This is a genomic window from Burkholderia sp. M6-3 (assembly GCF_050858985.1).
GTDB classification, from domain to species: Bacteria; Pseudomonadota; Gammaproteobacteria; order Burkholderiales; family Burkholderiaceae; genus Paraburkholderia; species Paraburkholderia caledonica.
In genome coordinates this window covers 956,220-973,850 of the sequence record NZ_CP110090.1, presented here as the reverse complement: position 1 = coordinate 973,850, position 17,631 = coordinate 956,220, and the positions used below count along the sequence as shown (strand labels likewise).

General features: G+C 62.5%; 12 protein-coding genes. 7 read left to right on the top strand and 5 right to left on the bottom strand.

Annotation, left to right across the window (positions count from 1 at the left end; translation table 11 throughout):
• Positions 1 to 59 precede the first annotated feature (59 nt).
• Complete coding sequence (locus OH764_RS04240; protein WP_214876976.1) at positions 60 to 329, top strand: hypothetical protein; 270 nt, start codon at positions 60 to 62, stop codon at positions 327 to 329.
• A gap of 139 nt (positions 330 to 468) precedes the next feature.
• On the opposite strand, the gene htpG is transcribed toward OH764_RS04240, so the two are convergent.
• A complete protein-coding gene (gene htpG, locus OH764_RS04235; RefSeq protein ID WP_498848131.1) occupies positions 469 to 2,367 on the bottom strand; it encodes an Hsp90 family chaperone protein in 1,899 nt (632 codons plus the stop codon).
• Positions 2,368 to 2,516: 149 nt separating this feature from the next.
• Complete coding sequence (locus tag OH764_RS04230) at positions 2,517 to 3,968, bottom strand: aminotransferase-like domain-containing protein (protein WP_498848130.1); 1,452 nt, start codon at positions 3,966 to 3,968, stop codon at positions 2,517 to 2,519.
• A 442-nt stretch (positions 3,969 to 4,410) separates the two neighbouring features.
• On the opposite strand from OH764_RS04230, the gene OH764_RS04225 reads away from it, so the two are divergent.
• From OH764_RS04225 to OH764_RS04200, 6 genes are all read left to right on the top strand, one after another.
• The gene (locus OH764_RS04225; RefSeq protein WP_498848129.1) at positions 4,411 to 5,115 is read left to right on the top strand and encodes a VOC family protein; all 705 of its coding nucleotides are present in this window, start codon (positions 4,411 to 4,413) and stop codon (positions 5,113 to 5,115) included.
• A 75-nt stretch (positions 5,116 to 5,190) separates the two neighbouring features.
• Entirely contained in the window at positions 5,191 to 6,387 is a 1,197-nt protein-coding gene (locus OH764_RS04220) for an aminotransferase-like domain-containing protein (protein ID WP_498848128.1), read from the top strand.
• 54 nt (positions 6,388 to 6,441) lie between these two features.
• Positions 6,442 to 6,906 carry a RidA family protein gene (locus OH764_RS04215; protein WP_020065300.1) on the top strand — a complete coding sequence of 155 codons (465 nt, stop codon included), beginning with the start codon at positions 6,442 to 6,444 and terminating at the stop codon, positions 6,904 to 6,906.
• A 166-nt stretch (positions 6,907 to 7,072) separates the two neighbouring features.
• Positions 7,073 to 7,975, top strand: coding sequence for a PhzF family phenazine biosynthesis protein (locus OH764_RS04210; RefSeq protein ID WP_498848127.1), 903 nt, complete (start codon positions 7,073 to 7,075; stop codon positions 7,973 to 7,975).
• A 587-nt stretch (positions 7,976 to 8,562) separates the two neighbouring features.
• Entirely contained in the window at positions 8,563 to 10,914 is a 2,352-nt protein-coding gene (locus OH764_RS04205) for a bifunctional diguanylate cyclase/phosphodiesterase (protein WP_498848126.1), read from the top strand.
• A 200-nt stretch (positions 10,915 to 11,114) separates the two neighbouring features.
• Entirely contained in the window at positions 11,115 to 12,323 is a 1,209-nt protein-coding gene (locus OH764_RS04200; protein WP_498848125.1) for a chromate transporter, read from the top strand.
• An 88-nt stretch (positions 12,324 to 12,411) separates the two neighbouring features.
• Here OH764_RS04200 and OH764_RS04195 read toward each other — a convergent pair whose 3' ends face one another.
• The 3 genes from OH764_RS04195 to OH764_RS04185 form a co-directional block, all read right to left on the bottom strand.
• On the bottom strand, positions 12,412 to 12,870 hold the full coding sequence (locus OH764_RS04195; protein WP_020065296.1) for a CopD family protein: 459 nt from the start codon (positions 12,868 to 12,870) through the stop codon (positions 12,412 to 12,414).
• 330 nt (positions 12,871 to 13,200) lie between these two features.
• Positions 13,201 to 15,525, bottom strand: coding sequence for a DNA topoisomerase IV subunit A (gene parC / locus OH764_RS04190; RefSeq protein ID WP_498848124.1), 2,325 nt, complete (start codon positions 15,523 to 15,525; stop codon positions 13,201 to 13,203).
• Positions 15,526 to 15,594: 69 nt separating this feature from the next.
• Positions 15,595 to 17,580 (bottom strand): DNA topoisomerase IV subunit B, encoded by a 1,986-nt coding sequence (locus OH764_RS04185; RefSeq protein WP_498848123.1) that lies wholly within the window; start codon positions 17,578 to 17,580, stop codon positions 15,595 to 15,597.
• Between the last annotated feature and the right edge of the window lie 51 nt (positions 17,581 to 17,631).

Below are 17,631 nucleotides of genomic sequence, written 5' to 3'. Positions count from 1 at the left end.
CGACGTCGAAATAGACCCAAAGCGTCGCGCAAATCTATAACTAGCAGCAGGGAGTCAGCTTGAATACTACAAACGTAAAGGAAACTTCTGACCGTATCGCGCATCTTGCGTCGGTCGTATTGGCTCGTCAGGGCGCTACCCATATCGAGAAAGAGCTAGCCGGCTCCGCGCTCGCGCAACACCACACGGCTAAACAGACCAGCGCGGCAATCGGCAGCCTCGCGGCGCAGGTGCTCGGCGATCATCATTCCAGTTTCGAGGCGAAGGAGTTGGCCGGGAGCGTGCTTGCACAAGTGCGTCACCTGCACGGGCTAACCTTCGCCCATTAATGCACGCGCAGTGACCGATCCGGATCTATCTTGGTCGGTCCATAACATCACAAAGCGCTCGGCAAAAAAAATGCGCTGCCAAAGCAGCGCATTTTTCTTTCACTTCGTTGAACGTCGGTTCGACGCTACGCGATCGAGCTCAATTCGCGCGTGCAAGCAACAACGCGTTCGTACGCTTCACGAAGCTCGCCGGATCTTCAAGCGCGCCGCCCTCGGCCAGCAACGCCTGGTCGAACAGCAGGTGGCACCAGTCGTCGAAGTTCGCGCTATCGGCATGCAAGCCCTTGACCAGTGCGTGCTCCGGATTCACTTCCAGAATCGGATGGAACGAAGGCGCCTGCTGCCCTGCGGCCTTCAGCATGCGCTGCAGGTAACCGCTCATCTCGCCGTCGTCGGCAACGAGGCACGAGGGCGAATCGGTCAGGCGGAACGTGAGGCGCACGTCTTTTGCCTTGTCCTTCAACGCTTCCTTCATCTTGTCGACGAGCGGCTTGAGCTCCTCACTCACCTTTTCCTGCGCCTCTTTTTCCTCGTCGTTCAGCGCGCCCAGATCCAGATCGCCGCGCGCCACGCTTTGCAGCGGCTTGCCGTCGAATTCGTTCAGGAACGACAGCATCCACTCGTCCACGCGGTCGGTCAGCAGCAGCACTTCCACACCCTTCTTGCGGAACACTTCGAGATGCGGGCTGTGCGTCGCGGCCTGCCAGGTGTCGGCGGTCACGTAGTAAATCTTGCTTTGCTCCGGCTTCATGCGCGCGACGTAATCGGCGAGCGACACGTTCTGCTCCGGTGTTTCCGTATGCGTGGACGCAAAGCGCACGAGCCTGGCAATGCGCTCGCGATTCGCAAAATCTTCGCCGATGCCTTCCTTCAGCACCTGGCCGAACTCTTTCCAGAAGCCGGCGTACTTCTCCTTGTCGGCGTCGTTATCCGAGTTGGCCAGATCTTCCAGCATCGACAGCGCGCGCTTGGTCACGCCCTCGCGGATCGCCTTGACGTCGCGGCTTTCCTGCAGGATCTCACGCGAGACGTTAAGCGGCAGATCGCTCGAATCAACCACACCCTTGACGAAGCGCAGGTACGCGGGCAGCAGTTGCTCGGCGTCGTCCATGATGAACACGCGCTTCACGTACAGCTTCAGCCCGCCGCGATGATCGCGGTTCCACAGATCGAACGGCGCGTGGCTCGGCACGTACAGCAACTGCGTGTATTCGCTTCGGCCTTCGACGCGGTTATGCGTCCACGTGAGCGGATCCTGATGATCGTGCGACAGATGTTGATAAAACTGCTTGTACTGCTCTTCGGTGATGTCGTTCTTCGCACGGGTCCACAGCGCGCTGGCCTGATTGACGGTCTCGTCCTCGTCTTTCGTGACCATCGCGCTATTTTCCGCGTCCCACTCTTCCTTCTTCATCAGAATGGGCAGCGCCACGTGATCGGAATACCGCTGAATGATCGACTTGAGCCGATGCGACGACAGGAGTTCGTCTTCATCCGCACGCAGATGCAGCGTGATGGTCGTGCCGCGCGCGGCGCGCTCGATCTGCTCGACGGCGAAATCGCCCTCGCCGGCGCTTTCCCAGCGCACGCCTTCCGACGCCGGCAATCCGGCGCGGCGCGTCTCGACCGTGATCTTGTCCGCGACGATGAAGCCCGAGTAGAAGCCCACGCCGAACTGCCCGATCAGCGCAGCGTCTTTCTGCTGATCGCCCGACAGCTTGCCGAAGAATTCCTTGGTGCCCGAGCGCGCGATCGTGCCGAGGTTGGCGATTGCTTCGTCACGGCTCATGCCGATGCCGTTATCGTCGATCGTGATGGTGCGCGCGTCCTTGTCATACGACACGCGAATGCGCAGATTCGGGTCGTTCTCGTACAACCCGCTGTTTTCAATCGCTTCGAAACGCAGCTTGTCGGCCGCGTCGGACGCATTGGAAATCAGCTCGCGCAAAAAGATTTCCTTGTTGCTGTACAGCGAATGGATCATCAGTTGCAGAAGTTGTTTTACTTCTGCCTGAAAGCTCATGGTTTCTTGTGCCATGGTCGGACTTCCTCTCTGTTGCGAATCGGTTTTTGCGAATCGGGTATTGCGGATGCGCTTCGGGTCAGGCGTGGCACGGGGCCGGATTGCCGACGTGCGGTGCCGTGCCGCCGGATCGTTCGCCTAAATAAGGGCGATGCGGCGCCGTTTCAAGAGGCCCGGCGCGCAACGCCATCCAGGTAACGGCAGAGGAACGTCGCCAGTTCTGGATCGCCGCAATTGGCGACGTTGAAGCGCATCCACGTGGTGGGCGACTGCTGCGGCGAAAAAAGGCTGCCGGGCGTCAGCAGAAAACCGGCTTCGTGGCCGGCGGCCGCGAGGCCGTCGGCGTCGACTCCGGTGTCGGCCCACACGAACATACCGGCCGTGGGTGTCAGGAACAGCTTCAGGCCGGTCTTTTCCAGCATCCGTACGGATTTTTCGCGCACGCCGTCGAGCCGCGCACGCAACCGCTCGACGTGGCGTCGGTAATGACCCTCGGTGAGGATTTTGTACAGCACCCGCTCGTTCAATTCCGGGCTCGTCATGCCGACCAGCATTTTCTGGTCGCTGACCGCCTTCGCGACTTCCGGCGCGCACGCGATGAAACCCACGCGCAGATTCGGCGCGAGCGTCTTCGAAAAACTGCCCAGATAGATCACGCGCTTGAGCTGATCGAGGCTTGCGAGCCGCGTGCCGGCATAGCTCGGCGGGCAGAGATCGCCGTAAATGTCGTCTTCGACCACGATGAAGTCGTACGCCTCGGCAAGCCTCAAGATGCGGAACGCCTGCGCCGCCGTCAGCGAAGTGCCGGTCGGATTCTGCAGCACCGAATTGATCACCAGCATCTTGGGCCGCCACGTCTGCACCAGCGATTCGAGCGCGTCCAGATCCGGGCCGTCCGGCGTATAGGGCATGCCGACAAGCCGTGCGCCTTGCGATGCAAAGCGCCCGAACATCTGGAACCACGCAGGATCGCCGACGATCACCGAATCGCCCGCCTTGACATAAATGCGCGAAATCAGGTCGATCGCCTGCGTGATGCCCGACACCATCACGATCTGCTCGGGCGACGCGCCGATCTCCAGTTCCTCGAGCCGCGTCTGCAATTGCTGGCGCAGCGGCAGAAAACCGAGCGGCGTGCCGATCCCCAGCATCTGCGCGCCGCTTTGCCGACCCAGCGTGCGCAGCGCGTTGGTGATCAACTCGCCGTCGAGCCAGCGCGCCGGCAGATAGCCGAGACCCGGACTGCGCTCCGGGCGCGCGCCCGTATGCAGCATGTTGCGCAGCAGCCAGACCACGTCGATGGTCGCCGGCGCGGGCGCCTGCGTGACCGGACGAATTTCCGGAACCGCCGCGCCCGCCAGACGCTCGCGCACGAAGAAACCCGAGCCGCGCCGCGACTCCAGGTAACCCTGTGCGACTAGCCGCTCGTACGCCTCGACCACCGTGAAACGCGACACGCCTTTGTCCAGCGCCAGCTTGCGGATGGACGGCATACGCATGCCGGGGCGAAACACGCGCTCTTCGATGCGGCGGCGGGCCCATTGCACGAGTTGCTCGACCAGCGTCAGCGACGCCGTGTCGTGCGGGGCGGGAATTTGTGTAAGCGGGACGGACATAGACGCACTCCAACTGTACCGAACAGTATCAAATCGATTGTACCGTTACTGTGCAGGTCGTCGCCGCTACATTTGAGACAGAAGAAGCGCCCCGGCCGGATTGGCGGCGTCTTCGAAGTACCGAGCCAGGCGGCGATCCCGCCGAGTAGGCTGTCGGATGCGCGAACGCCGTTTTGCAGCGGCGAGCGAACCGATAGGGCAAGCCGGCAAGCTAACCGGCAAGCGGCCCCCAGACAGCCTCACGCCCAGTCGCCGGCAACCAGTCGCAAAGACCTCGCACCGCACGCTGATCGCACGTCGATGGCCCGTTAAGGGCACGTTAAGCGCAGGTTCGCGGATCGTCGCCGCTCCGCGAACGGTTATGCTTACGTGCCCGGGCCCCCGCATACGCTGCGCGTGGCGCGGGTCCGGCCTGATGTGAAACCCGTTTTCCCGATCCGCAATGACCGCACATTTGCTTCGTCTCGATCATCTCGTTGTTTCCGCCCGCACGCTCGACGAGGGTACACAGTACGTCGCCGACGTTCTCGGCGTGGCACCGGCCGGGGGCGGCGCGCATCCGTTGATGCGGACCCACAACCGCCTGCTGAACCTGTGGGGCGGCGCGTATCTGGAAGTGATCGCAATCGATCCGCATGCCGACGCCGCGCAGGAATCGGCCGCCGCCGCGCCACGCCCGCGCCTTTTTGCGCTCGACGACCCCGCCACGCACGCGCGCCTCGAGAATGGGCCGTACCTGTCGCATTGGGTCGTCCGCGTTGACCGCCCGAAGCATCTGCCGACGTGGCAGGCCCAGTACCCGCAGCGCATCCCGCCAATCGTGCCTCTCACGCGTGGCGAGTTCAGCTGGGGGTTGTCCATTGCGGACGACGGCGCGTTTCCCTCCTGGCAAGGCGCCGGCGACGGCGTGCTGCCCTCGCTCATCCAGTGGGACACGGCGCGGCATCCGTCGGAGTCATTGCCCGAAACCGGCATCGCGCTAAAAGCGCTGAACGGCCAGCATCCGCAAGCCGAGACGGTGGCCGCGCAATTACAGTGGCTAGGCGCCGCGCATCTGATAAAGCTGCATCCGACGGACGACGCAGCGGCTCCGGCCGCGCTCACCGCCGAGTTCGAAACCCCCAACGGTCTACGGACCCTTAAATAGCCAGCGCGCGCGGGTCGCCGACTCGCGCGATAATCGAAGTTTTGACAGGTTCCAGACATACCAGCAGAGGAGACCATGGACCAAAGCGACTTGAAAGCCCCCACGTGGCAATTGTCCGAACGCGCACGCAAGCTCACCAGCTCGGCGATCCGCGAGATCCTGAAGGTCACGGAGCGGCCCGAAGTCATTTCGTTCGCCGGCGGCCTGCCCTCGCCGGCCACCTTCCCGGCCGAACGCATGCGCGAAGCGTCCGACCGCATTTTGCGCGACTCGCCCGCCGCCGCGCTCCAGTACAGCGCAACGGAAGGCTATGCGCCGCTGCGCGAGTGGGTCGCGAAGCGCTACTCGGTGAACGGCGCGCAGATTCGCCCGAGTCAGGTACTCATCACCACCGGCTCGCAGCAGGCGCTCGATCTGCTCGGCAAGGTGCTGGTCTGTCCGCAAAGCCCCGTACTCGTCGAAACGCCGACCTACCTCGGCGCGCTGCAATCGTTCTCCATGTACGAACCGCGCTACATCCAGGTGCCGACTGACGAACAAGGGCTGATTCCCGAAGGACTCACGCCCGAACTCACCGCCGGCGCCCGCCTGTTGTACGCACAACCGAATTTCCAGAATCCGACTGGCCGTCGCCTGCCGGTCGAGCGGCGCCGCGCGCTCGCCGAGTTCGCGAAGACCGCGCCGTTCCCGGTGATCGAAGACGATCCCTACGGCGCGCTGGATTATGCGGGCGAACCGCTGCCGACCATGCTGTCGATGGCGCCCGACCATATCGTCCACCTGGGTTCTTTCTCCAAGGTGCTCGCGCCGGGTCTGCGCGTCGGCTACATCATCGCGCCCGAAGAGTTGATCTTCAAACTCGTGCAGGCCAAGCAGGCCACCGACCTGCATACGCCGAGCTTTACCCAGCGCATCGTCCATGAAGTGATCAAGGACGGTTTTCTCGACACGCATGTGCCGACCATTCGCGAGCTTTACCGCGACCAGTGCGCGGCAATGCTCGCCGCGCTCGAACGTTACATGCCCGAAGGCGTGCAGTGGAACCGTCCGGAAGGCGGCATGTTCATCTGGGTGAGCCTGCATGCGCAAATCGACAGCATGAAGCTGCTCGAGGAAGCGGTCGCACAGAATGTCGCGTTCGTGCCGGGCGGTCCGTTCTTCGCCAACGAAGCGCAGCACAACACATTGCGCCTGTCGTTCGTCACGGTGCCGCCGGCGAAGATCGACGAAGGCGTGTCGCGTCTCGCGACGCTGGTCCGCGCCAGGCTCTGAAACTAGCCGGCCCGTTCGCCGCAACCACCTCTCATTACCGACCGAGGACACAACATGGCTCAAACCAATGTTTATGACAAGCTGAAGGAACTGGGCATCGAATTGCCGAACGCAGGCGCGCCGGCGGCCGCCTATGTGATGAGCGCGCAAAGCGGCAATACGGTGTACCTGTCCGGCCACATCGCGAAGAAGGACGGCAAGGTGTGGGCGGGCAAGCTCGGCGCAGAACTCAGCACCGAAGACGGCAAGGCCGCGGCGCGATCCATCGCCATCGACCTGCTTGCCACACTGCACGCGCATGTGGGCGACCTCAACCGCGTCACGCGCATCGTCAAGTTGATGAGTCTCGTCAATTCCACGCACGAGTTCACCGAGCAGCACCTCGTCACGAACGGTGCGTCCGAACTCGTCGCCGACGTGTTCGGCGAGCGCGGCAAGCACGCACGCTCGGCATTCGGCGTCGCGCAGATTCCGCTCGGCGCATGCGTCGAAATTGAAATGATCGCGGAAGTCGAGTAACGCATCGCGATCTAAGGCCGGCCCGTCCGGCCTGTCGCATTCAACGCGTCGCGAGGTGTCGATCACCCGCGGCGCGTTTTGCATTTGTGGCGAGGTAGCCCGTTCCCGCAGCAGCAGATAGAATCCGCGAACCCTATCAACCGCAGGAATCGCCGGACCGCCCCCGATGCCCGCTAACACAGTTCGTTTCAAACAGGTCGACGTGTTCACGTCGGTGCCGTTCAAAGGCAATCCGCTTGCTGTCATATTCGACGCAGAGACGCTCGGCGCCGATCAGATGCAGGCGATCGCGCACTGGACCAATCTGTCCGAAACAACCTTCCTGTTGAAGCCGACGGACCCGGCTGCCGACTACCGCGTGCGCATTTTCACGACTCATGGCGAATTGCCCTTTGCCGGTCATCCGACGCTCGGCACCGCGCATGCGCTGCTTGAAAGCGGCTACCAGCCGAAGCAGCCGGGCAAGCTCGTTCAGCAGTGCGGCGTGGGCCTCGTGGAATTGCAGTCCGTTCGTGAGGACTCCGGCGACATGCATGGCGCGTGGGCATTCGCCGCACCGCCCGCACGAATTGCGCCGTTGTCGGAACAACAATACGCCGCACTTTCTACGGCTTTGCGTAGCGACGCGATAGACTTCGGCGCCACGCCGAGCGCCGTCGACAATGGCGCGCCGTGGCTCGTCGTGCGCGTGAAATCGGCGCGCGATTGTCTCGCGCTGGAACCCGACGCCGCGGCGCTCGCGCGCATCGTGCAATCGGTCGGCACGCACGGTCTCGCCGTTTATGGTCCGCACGAGGCCGGCGGCCCTGCCACATTCGAAGTGCGCTGCCTGATGACGGGCGGCGCCTTCGGCGTCGGCGAAGACCCTGTTACCGGCAGCGCCAATGCGGCGCTCGCGGGTTTGCTCAGTGCGCAGCATCTACGGCCGGGCTCGAGCTACACCGCGCGCCAAGGCACCGCGCTCGGACGCGCCGGCCAGGTCTTCGTGCGCTACGACGACACGAACAGCAAGACGTGGATCGGCGGCTCGTCGGTGACCGTCGTCGACGGTACGTTCCGGATGCCGTGACCGGCCCATCGTTTGCTTACATCTCATCCCATTGAATGGAGCAATCGCAAGGCTGCTGCAAGGTAGTGAAGAAGCAGGCGCGCGCAACTTGTTTCATTCGCCACGCGTAACCACGTTTAGCCACAAAAAGCCGCTCGTTGTGTTGAGCCGATGCAATTTGCATAAAGACCGCCCGAAAAGACCACGTACGTGACAGCCGCCATGCCGGAACGCCGAACCTCGATGCAGCATCCGAAGACCAGTTCCACCGCCATTCGATCCCGCTCATGCTCCGAGTCGCGGACCGGCGGACTATGGAGCACGCCACGGAGCCTGGCGGAAAACCGCAGCCCGGGCGGACCGCGAAATAGCCTCGAGACAGCCGCGGACTGCGCCAGCGTATACCCGATGCCGGGACCCTTCCTTAATCCAGTGGCATTAAGTAATATCGAAACGTACCCGACAAAGTGCGAACGATCAGGCGCCAGGTCACGCCCCTTCTTGCGCAGTAGTTCCGGCAACTTGGTCACCATGCAGCCATCCATGAAAACAGCGCCGACGACCCTCGCGCGTTCGCAACCGGCCCCCAGTCGGGTACGGGCCGCCTGATGAGCAAAACCCGCTTCTCCGATCAGCGCGAAGCCAAAAGCCGCCGCGATCCCGCTGCGTCCAGACGGCGTGCGCTGTTCGCGATTCCCGCGCTCGGCGTACTGGTGCTGGTGCTTCTTTGGACCGTGATCTTCGCGCGTCTTTCGGTCGAAAAAGAAGCCACTTATCGCGAGGCCATGGCGTCTGCCGCGATTCTCTCGGCAGCGCTCGAACAGCATACGATCAAGGCGATTCACCAGGTCGATCAGATCACGCGGTTCGTCAAATACGAGTTCGAGAAGACACCGGGACGTTTCGATCTTGCCAGCACAGTCGAGAAAGGCGTCGTGCAAAGCGAGACGCTCGTTCAGGTATCGTTGATCGATGAACGCGGGCAGTTGATCGCCAATACGGCCGAGCTGAATCCCAGGCGTATCGATCTGTCGGACCGCGAACACTTCAAAGTCCACGAACACGAAAACGACGACCAGTTGTATATCAGCAAGCCGGTGCTCGGCCGCGTGTCGGGCCACTGGACCTTGCAGATGACGCGGCGCCTGAATCATCCGGACGGCACGTTTGCGGGTGTCGTCGTGGTATCCGAAGACCCGAGCTATTTCACCAGCGACTTCTACAACAACGCGGCGATCGGCCGCGAAGGCGTGATCGCGGTCATCTCGGACAACGGCAGGGTGCTCGCGCGCCGCACCGGCAGCGCCGTGAATGCGAACGGCTCGTTCTCGGCGAGCGGCTCGTATCCGACGTCCGAACACGTCTCGGGCACCTATGTCGATTCGATCGACAACGTCACGCGCATCGTGTCGTACCGGCATATCGACGGTTATCCGCTCGGCGTGCTGGTCGGTCTGTCGCAAGCCGAGGAATTCGCCGACTACAACCATACGCGCAACGTCTATCTGCTGATGGCGGGGTTCATCTCGCTCGCCATGCTGAGCTTCTTCGCCGTGGCAACCGGCCTGATCGGCAAGCTGCTCGGCCGGGAGCGCGAGATGACGCATCTGGTCGAATACGACCTGCTCACCGGCTTGCGCAATCGCTATGCAACCTTGCGGACGCTGCGCCACGAAGTCGCGCAACCGGCCAACCTGGGCCGCCTCGCGATTCTGTTTATCGACCTCGATAACTTCAAGACGGTCAACGACACCCTCGGTCACAACGCCGGCGACATCGTGCTGCAAATGACGGCCTCGCGGCTCTCCACCGCAGTCGCGGACGACGGCACGTTGAGCCGCATCGGCGGCGACGAGTTCGTCGTCGTTATCAAGGGCGAGGACGTCGAGAAGCGCGCGGTCGCGCTCGCCGAAGCGGCGGCCGAAGCCTTCGCGAAACCGTTCGAGGTGCGCGGCAGCTCGTTCGTGCTGCATGCGAGCATCGGCATCGCGCTTTATTCGGTCGCCAACGAAAGCGAGATCGACCTGCTGAAAAAAGCCGACCTCGCGATGTACAGCGCGAAAGATGCGGGCAAGAACTGCTACCAGTTCTATTCGCCGCAGCTGTCGCATCGCGCCGACCATCTGATGAAGTGGGAACAGCAGTTGCGCGTCGCGCTTGCCGAAGGGCAACTGTTTCTCGCCTACCAGCCGAAGATCGATCTCACGCGCCGCTGCATCACCGGCTTCGAGGCGCTGGTACGCTGGAACCATCCGCAGCACGGTCTGATTCCGGCCAACGAATTCATTCCGGTCGCGGAGTCCACCGGCCTCATCGTGCCGATCGGCGACTTCGTGATCGAGACCGCGTGCCGGCAACTGGCTGTGTGGCAGCAGCAAGGCTACGACACGCTGTCGCTCGCCGTGAATATTTCCGCCGTGCAGTTCTGGCGCGGCGATCTGTACGAAACGGTGTCGCACGCGATCGAGGAAAGCGGTATTTCGGCACGCCGCCTGGAACTCGAAATCACGGAAACGGCGATGATGGAATATCCGGAACTCGTCTCCGAAAAAATCTTTGCGCTGAAGCGCCTCGGTGTGCGAATTGCACTCGACGACTTCGGCACTGGCTATTCGTCGCTGTCGTATCTGAATCGTTTTTCCGTGGATACGCTGAAGGTCGACCGGTCGTTCGTTCAGGCCATTCCGGGAGATCGCAGCGTTTGCGTGATGGTCACCGCGATCGTCAATCTGGCGCGCTCGCTCGGGCTGACGGTGGTTGTCGAAGGAACGGAAACGGAAGAGCAGATTGCGTGGCTCGCCGCGCTCGGTCATATCGAGGCGCAAGGTTTTCTGTTTTCGCGCCCGGTTCCTGTCGACGCAATTCCGGCGCTGCTCGAACGGTTCGGCGTGTGCGGCATGACGGGCCGGCATCCCGTTCAGGAAACGAATACGAGCGCCAGCACCAGCACGAACGGCTAGGCAGACAGGCCGAAGGCGTCGCTTGCAAGGCTTTGAATTTCGATGCTGCAATCGAGAAGCCGGCCCATACCGCAGTCACGCAAAACCGGCTACATTCTCGCTGTATTGCAATCTCGCGCGGTGCCGCCGGACCGGTCGGCCTTGCGCAACACCCACACGATTCACAGGACGGACGCCCGCTCAGCGGGCGCCGTGGCGCCATGCAGACCATAACAAGCCACAATGCGGCAAGACGAGGGGAACGGGAACCGCTATGGACGCTGTTTCGGGTCGTGTTCGGCCTGTCGGCATTGTCATGGGGCGGCCTCGCGCTGATGGCTCAACTCGAGAATCACTACGTCGAACGTGAAGGACGGCTCTCGCGGATCGCGTTCTCCGACCTGATCGCGCTTGCGTGGATGGTGCCGGGGCCGGTGGGCTGCAACGTCGCCGTGCAACTCGGACACGCGCTGCGCGGACGCGCCGGCGCTTGGGTCGCGGGCATTGCCAGCGTGCTGCCCTTTTTCATGCTGATGACGCTCTTCGCGATCTTCTATCGCACGCCGATCGTGCGCGCCGCCGCGTCGCAGACCCTGCTCAATCACTTCAGCGTGGTACTCGCCACATTGATCGGCATCACCTGGTACAAGCAGACACGTGCGCTCGTGCGCGGCAAGCTCGAATGGACCGCGGCGGTCGTCGGCTGTATCGCGCTTTTCTATGCGCACAGCCCTGCCGCTTATGTGCTGATGCTAAGCGCGGCGTTCGGTGCGGGCTGGGTGGTCAGCCCCGTGCGCGACACGCGCTTTGCCGTGTCGTTCGCGCGCGTCGACTGGCAGATCCTCACAATACTGTGCGTGTTCGTGCTGCTGTTCGCGCTACCTCTGCCGCATCGCTACGATCTCGCGCTGCTATGGCCGCGGCTCGCGGGCGCGGGCATGACGCTGTTCGGCGGCGGCTTCTCCGCGTTGCCGGTGCTCAAGACATTGTTTGTCACACCGTCGATCGGCATATCGGACAACGACTTCACGCTTGCGTTTTCGCTGTCGCCGCTATCGCCGGGACCGCTTCTGAATGTCGTGCCGTTCTTCGGCTATCTCGTGGACGGGTGGGCTGGCGCGTTGATCGCCACGCTCGCGTTGTTCGTGCCGTCCGGATGCCTCGTGGTGCTGGCGCAGCAGCACCTGCATCAATTGAAGATGAACCAGCAATTCGAGCACGGCATGCGGATTCTGCGCGCGGTCACCACGGCCTTCCTTGCAGTGGCCGTGCTGCGAATCGCCGGACGCGTGCCGTTGCAACCGGTCTATCTGATTACCGCGCTATTCTCGGCGATGTGTTTCGCGAAGCTGAAGATGCCCGTGTACGTGGTGTACGGCACCGTTGCGGTCGTATGTGGACTGTGGCTCGCTTACGGCGCATTGCTTTAGCCACGCGCTCAGAGGTTGTACGCCGCCTTGCAGCGCGACCCCGTGCATCGACCGTGCATCGACCGTTCAGCGAGCCGGCAAGCGTCTCTCAAAACCCGCGCGACAGCACGGCGAATCCGACGGTCACCACGCCAAGCACGATATTGATCAGCACCAGACGCCGGATCGTGCCGACTGCCTGTGCGCCATCAGGCCACTTCTGCGCCTGCACCGCGCGGCGAATGCGCGGAAACACCGCAAAGCGGATATGTCCAAAGATCAGCATCATGACGATGCCAAGGCCGGCCATTGCATGCAACGGCCACGTGGCGTGGCCACCGCCGAATTGCATTAGCAGGAAGCCGCCCGTCAGCAGAATGACCAGCACCGAAGCAGCAACCCAATTGAAGAAGCGACCAAACACCGACTCCCACAACGGCAAACGCAATTGCGGCGAAAGATCGGCAATCGCCGGGCGCAAGCAGAAATGCGCGAAGACCATCCCGCCGATCCATATCGCGACTGCGAGCAGGTGTAGAAACAGCGCGAGTTCGATAGCCTTGTTCATGTTGTATTCCTCTCCGACGACGCCACACCGCTTATGACGAATGATATGAGCAGCGGCTATTGAGCGCGTTCGACCGCACGCCATGCGTGCAGTTCCAGCAAGCCCAAGGCTTTCTCGTCGTTTTTCTTGTTGTTATTGCAGCGCGCCTGTATCTAGACGGAATACCGCACTTCGACACCGTAACGCCGCCCCCGAATTTTCTCCAACGTGCCCCGCAGTTACGGCGTGGTAACGGCGTGGTTACCGCGAGCCACTGCAGCACACTTCACTGCGCACGGCCAGCGCCTCGCATGCTAGCAGACGCCGACCGTATTGGAACGTCAATCTTCGTCAAGCGGCCAGCACGGGGCGCATACCTTCGAGCTTTAGCTTGGTTTCAGGCGGGCGCCCTTTACGCGCCCGCTTGCCGACATGCGACGCCAAAGCGGCGCCGCTCAGCTTTTCTTCGTCCAGACGTCCGCCGCGACGCGCGCCGATCAGCATGACCCCCGCCGCGTTGATCGCGAGCGCCTGAACCAGCGTTTCCTTGTCGTCGAGCGCCATTAGTGTGACGCCGCGACCGCCGCCAGAGAGCGTCTTCATTTCGTCGAGACCGAATACCAGCAGGCGCCCGCTCGACGACAGACACGCGACCTGCGTCGCGTCCGGCAGCATCGGCATGGGCGCGAGCGGCACAGCGCCGGCGTCGATCGTCATGAACGACTTGCCTGCCTTCAGGCGGCTCACCATGTCGCCGACCTTCGCGATGAAGCCAAAGCCGTTGCTCGACGCGAGCAACAATGCCTGGTCAGCCGAAGCCGCGTAGTAATGCATCAGGTGGCTGCCCGATTCGAGTTCGATCAGCGACGTCACCGGCACGCCGTCGCCTCGGCCGCCCGGCAGCGACGCCACCGCGACCGAATAGACGCGGCCGTTGCTGCCCCACGCGACGAGCGTATCGGGCGTGCGGCACTGGAACGCGGCGTAAAGACCATCGCCGGCCTTGAATGTGAAGCCAGCCGTGTCCAGCCCGTGCCCCTTCAGCGCACGCACCCAGCCCTTTTGCGAGACCACGACCGTGACAGGTTCATCGACCACGCGCGCTTCGTACGTCGCGCGCTTTTCCTGCTGGATCAGCGTGCGGCGCTCGTCGCCGTACTGCTTCGCGTCGCCTTCGATTTCCTTGATGAGCAGGCGCTTCATCGCCGATTCGCTGCCGAGGAGCTCTTCGAGCTTCGCTTTCTCGTCGCGCAGTTCGGCAAGCTCTTTCTCGATCTTGATTTTCTCAAGACGAGCCAACTGACGCAGCCGGATTTCCAGGATGTCCTCGGCCTGGCGATCGGACAGGCCGAACGCGGCCATCAACGCGACCTTCGGTTCGTCGGACTCGCGAATGATGCGGATGACTTCGTCGATATTCAAAAAGACGATCATCCGGCCTTCGAGGATGTGAATCCGGTCGTCCACCTTCGTCAAACGGTGACGCGTGCGGCGCGTGACCGTCGCGAAGCGGAACGCGATCCACTCGTGCAGGATTTCGCTCAAGCCCTTCTGACGCGGCCGGCCGTCGCCGCCGACCATCACGAGATTCAGCGACGCATTCGATTCGAGACTCGTATGCGCGAGCAGCGTGGTGACGAACTCCGTCTGATCGATGCGGCTCGACTTCGGCTCGAACACGAGACGCACGGGCGCGTCCTTACCGGACTCGTCGCGCACCGCGTCGAGCAAGGCCAGCATGGTCTGCTTGCCTTGCAACTGTTCAGGCGTTAGCGCCTTTTTGCCAAGCTTGATCTTCGGATTGGTCTGCTCCTCGATTTCTTCGAGCACCTTCTGCGCGGCCGTGTTCGGCGGCAATTCGGTGATGACCAGTTGCCACTGGCCGCGCGCGAGGTCTTCGATCTTCCAGCGTGCTCGGACCTTCAGGCTGCCACGGCCGGTTTCGTAGGCCGCCGAAATTTCCGCCTCGCTCGAAATGATCTGGCCGCCGCCGGGGAAATCCGGACCCGGAATGTGCTGCATCAATTCGGCATGCGCAATCTTCGGGTTGCGGATCATCGCGACTGCGGCGCTCGCAACTTCTCGCAGGTTGTGCGACGGGATTTCGGTGGCGAGGCCCACGGCGATGCCCGAGGCGCCGTTGAGCAGGACGAACGGCAGACGCGCGGGCAAGAGCCTCGGCTCGTCGAACTCACCGTCGTAGTTCTTCATGAAGTCGACCGTGCCCTGATCGATTTCGTCGAGCAGCAGCTTGGCGATCGGCGTCAGACGCGCCTCGGTGTAACGCATCGCCGCTGCGCCGTCACCGTCGCGAGAGCCAAAGTTGCCCTGGCCGTCGATCAGCGGGTAGCGCATCGAAAAGTCTTGCGCGAGACGCACCAGCGCGTCATAGGCCGACTGGTCGCCGTGCGGATGATATTTACCCAGCACGTCGCCGACCACGCGCGCCGACTTGACCGGCTTCGCGTTGTCGGACAGGCCCATGTCGTTCATTGCGAACAGGATGCGGCGTTGCACCGGCTTCTGGCCGTCGCACACATCCGGCAGCGCGCGGCCCTTGACCACGCTGACCGCGTAGTCGAGGTACGCACGTTCCGCGTAATTGCCGAGCGTCAGAAAATCGCCTTCCGGCGGCGGTGGCTCGGTGAACAGGTCGAGAGTGTTATCGTCGTCCATCTAGATTCCGTATCGTGTTTGGCGTGAAGTTTCGTGCTTCCGTGTGACATGCGAGCGCTGTAAAACCGCTCAGATATCCGCTTCCACTTCATTGCCCTTTTCTTCCAGCCAGCTGCGCCGCGATGCCGCTTCGCCCTTGCCCATCAGCATGGTCATGCGCGCGACCGTGGCGTCGTAGTCGAGCTCGCCGAGCGCGACCGGCGTGAGTCGCCGTGTGTCCGGGTTCATCGTCGTATCCCACAGTTGCTCAGCGCTCATTTCACCGAGGCCTTTGAAGCGGCTGATCGACCATTGCGTGTCGCGCACGCCGTCTTTACGCAGCTTGTCGAGAATCGCTTCGAGTTCGCCTTCGTCGAGCGCATAGAGCTTTTGCGCCGGTTTTTTGCCGCGCGCGGGCGCGTCCACTCGAAAAAGCGGCGGGCGCGCGACGCACACATGACCGCGTTCGATCAACTGCGGGAAATGCTTGAAGAACAGCGTGAGCAGCAACACCTGAATGTGCGAGCCGTCCACGTCCGCGTCCGACAGAATGCAGATCTTTCCGTAGCGCAGGTTCGACAGATCGACCTTGTCGTCCGGACCATGCGGATCGACACCGATCGCCACCGAAATGTCGTGCACTTCGTTATTCGCAAAGAGACGGTCGCGCTCGGTTTCCCACGTGTTCAGCACCTTGCCGCGCAGCGGCAGGATTGCCTGATATTCTTTGTCGCGGCCCATTTTCGCGGAGCCGCCGGCCGAATCGCCCTCGACGAGGAACAACTCATTGCGGCCGATTTCCGTCGACTCGCAGTCGGTCAGCTTGCCTGGCAGCACAGCCACGCCGGAGCTCTTGCGCTTCTCGACCTTCTGACCTGCGCGCGTGCGCGCCTGCGCCTGCTTGATGACGAGGTCCGCAAGCTTCTTGCCGTGCTCCACATGCTGGTTCAGCCACAATTCGAGCGCCGGGCGCGCAAACGACGACACGAGCTTCACCGCGTCGCGGCTATTCAGACGCTCCTTGATCTGCCCTTGGAATTGCGGATCGAGCACCTTTGCCGACAGCACGAACGACACGCGCGCAAACACGTCTTCAGCGAGAAGCTTCACGCCCTTCGGCTGAAGGTTGTGCAATTCGACAAAGCTCTTCACCGCCTGATACAAGCCGTCGCGCAAGCCCGATTCGTGCGTGCCGCCGGCGGGCGTCGGAATCAGGTTGACGTACGACTCGCGCGTGAGCGACCCTTCCTCGCTCCACGCGACGACCCACGCGGCACCCTCGCCTTCGGCGAACGTGTCTTCACTTGATCGCGAGTTTTCGGCGTAACGCTCGCCTTCGAACAGCGGTATTAGCAGGTCACTGCCGTTCATGCCTTCGAGCAGATAGCCGCGCAAACCGTCTTCATATTTCCAGCTTTGCTGTTCGCCGGTTTTCTCGTTGATAAGCGTGACTTCGACGCCCGGCAACAACACTGCCTTCGAGCGCAGCAGCCGTTGCAATTCGCCGAGCGGCAGATTGGGCGAGTCGAAGTACTTCGGGTCTGCCCACGCGGTAACGCGCGTGCCCGACTTCTTTTCGCCCTTCGCTGCGGCGCGCACTTCGAGCGGCTTCGCCACGTCGCCGTGCGCAAAGCTCAGCGCGGCAACCTTGCCGTCGCGCCACACGGTGACGTCGAGGCGAGTGGACAGCGCGTTGGTGACCGACACGCCGACGCCGTGCAAGCCGCCCGAGAACGTGTAGGCGCCGCCGGCGGCTTTATCGAACTTGCCGCCCGCGTGCAGCCGGGTGAACACGATTTCCACGACCGGCACGCCTTCTTCCGGATGCAGGCCGAACGGAATGCCGCGGCCGTCGTCTTCGACTGACACCGAATGGTCCGCGTGCAGCGTGACCGTGATTTGCCGGCCGTGGCCGCCAAGGGCTTCGTCCGACGCGTTGTCTATAACTTCCTGAATGATGTGCAGCGGATTCTCGGTGCGGGTGTACATGCCGGGCCGTTGCTTGACCGGCTCGAGACCCTTCAACACCTTGATCGACGCTTCGCTATACGCGGCGTTTGGCTTTTTCGTAGACATGGTTGACTCGGGTGCGTCGGTTCATCGTTGTCCACAGGTCCTGTGGACAGG

Excerpts from the sequence above, each read along its gene's own strand:
- OH764_RS04215 (WP_020065300.1), top strand. The coding sequence starts at position 6,442 with ATGGCTCAAACCAATGTTTATGACAAGCTGAAGGAACTGGGCATCGAA.
- OH764_RS04185 (WP_498848123.1), bottom strand. The coding sequence starts at position 17,580 with ATGTCTACGAAAAAGCCAAACGCCGCGTATAGCGAAGCGTCGATCAAG.
- OH764_RS04230 (WP_498848130.1), bottom strand. The coding sequence starts at position 3,968 with ATGTCCGTCCCGCTTACACAAATTCCCGCCCCGCACGACACGGCGTCG.
- OH764_RS04200 (WP_498848125.1), top strand. The coding sequence starts at position 11,115 with ATGCAGACCATAACAAGCCACAATGCGGCAAGACGAGGGGAACGGGAA.
- OH764_RS04220 (WP_498848128.1), top strand. The coding sequence starts at position 5,191 with ATGGACCAAAGCGACTTGAAAGCCCCCACGTGGCAATTGTCCGAACGC.
- OH764_RS04195 (WP_020065296.1), bottom strand. The coding sequence starts at position 12,870 with ATGAACAAGGCTATCGAACTCGCGCTGTTTCTACACCTGCTCGCAGTC.
- parC (WP_498848124.1), bottom strand. The coding sequence starts at position 15,525 with ATGGACGACGATAACACTCTCGACCTGTTCACCGAGCCACCGCCGCCG.
- htpG (WP_498848131.1), bottom strand. The coding sequence starts at position 2,367 with ATGGCACAAGAAACCATGAGCTTTCAGGCAGAAGTAAAACAACTTCTG.
- OH764_RS04205 (WP_498848126.1), top strand. The coding sequence starts at position 8,563 with ATGAGCAAAACCCGCTTCTCCGATCAGCGCGAAGCCAAAAGCCGCCGC.
- OH764_RS04225 (WP_498848129.1), top strand. The coding sequence starts at position 4,411 with ATGACCGCACATTTGCTTCGTCTCGATCATCTCGTTGTTTCCGCCCGC.
- OH764_RS04210 (WP_498848127.1), top strand. The coding sequence starts at position 7,073 with ATGCCCGCTAACACAGTTCGTTTCAAACAGGTCGACGTGTTCACGTCG.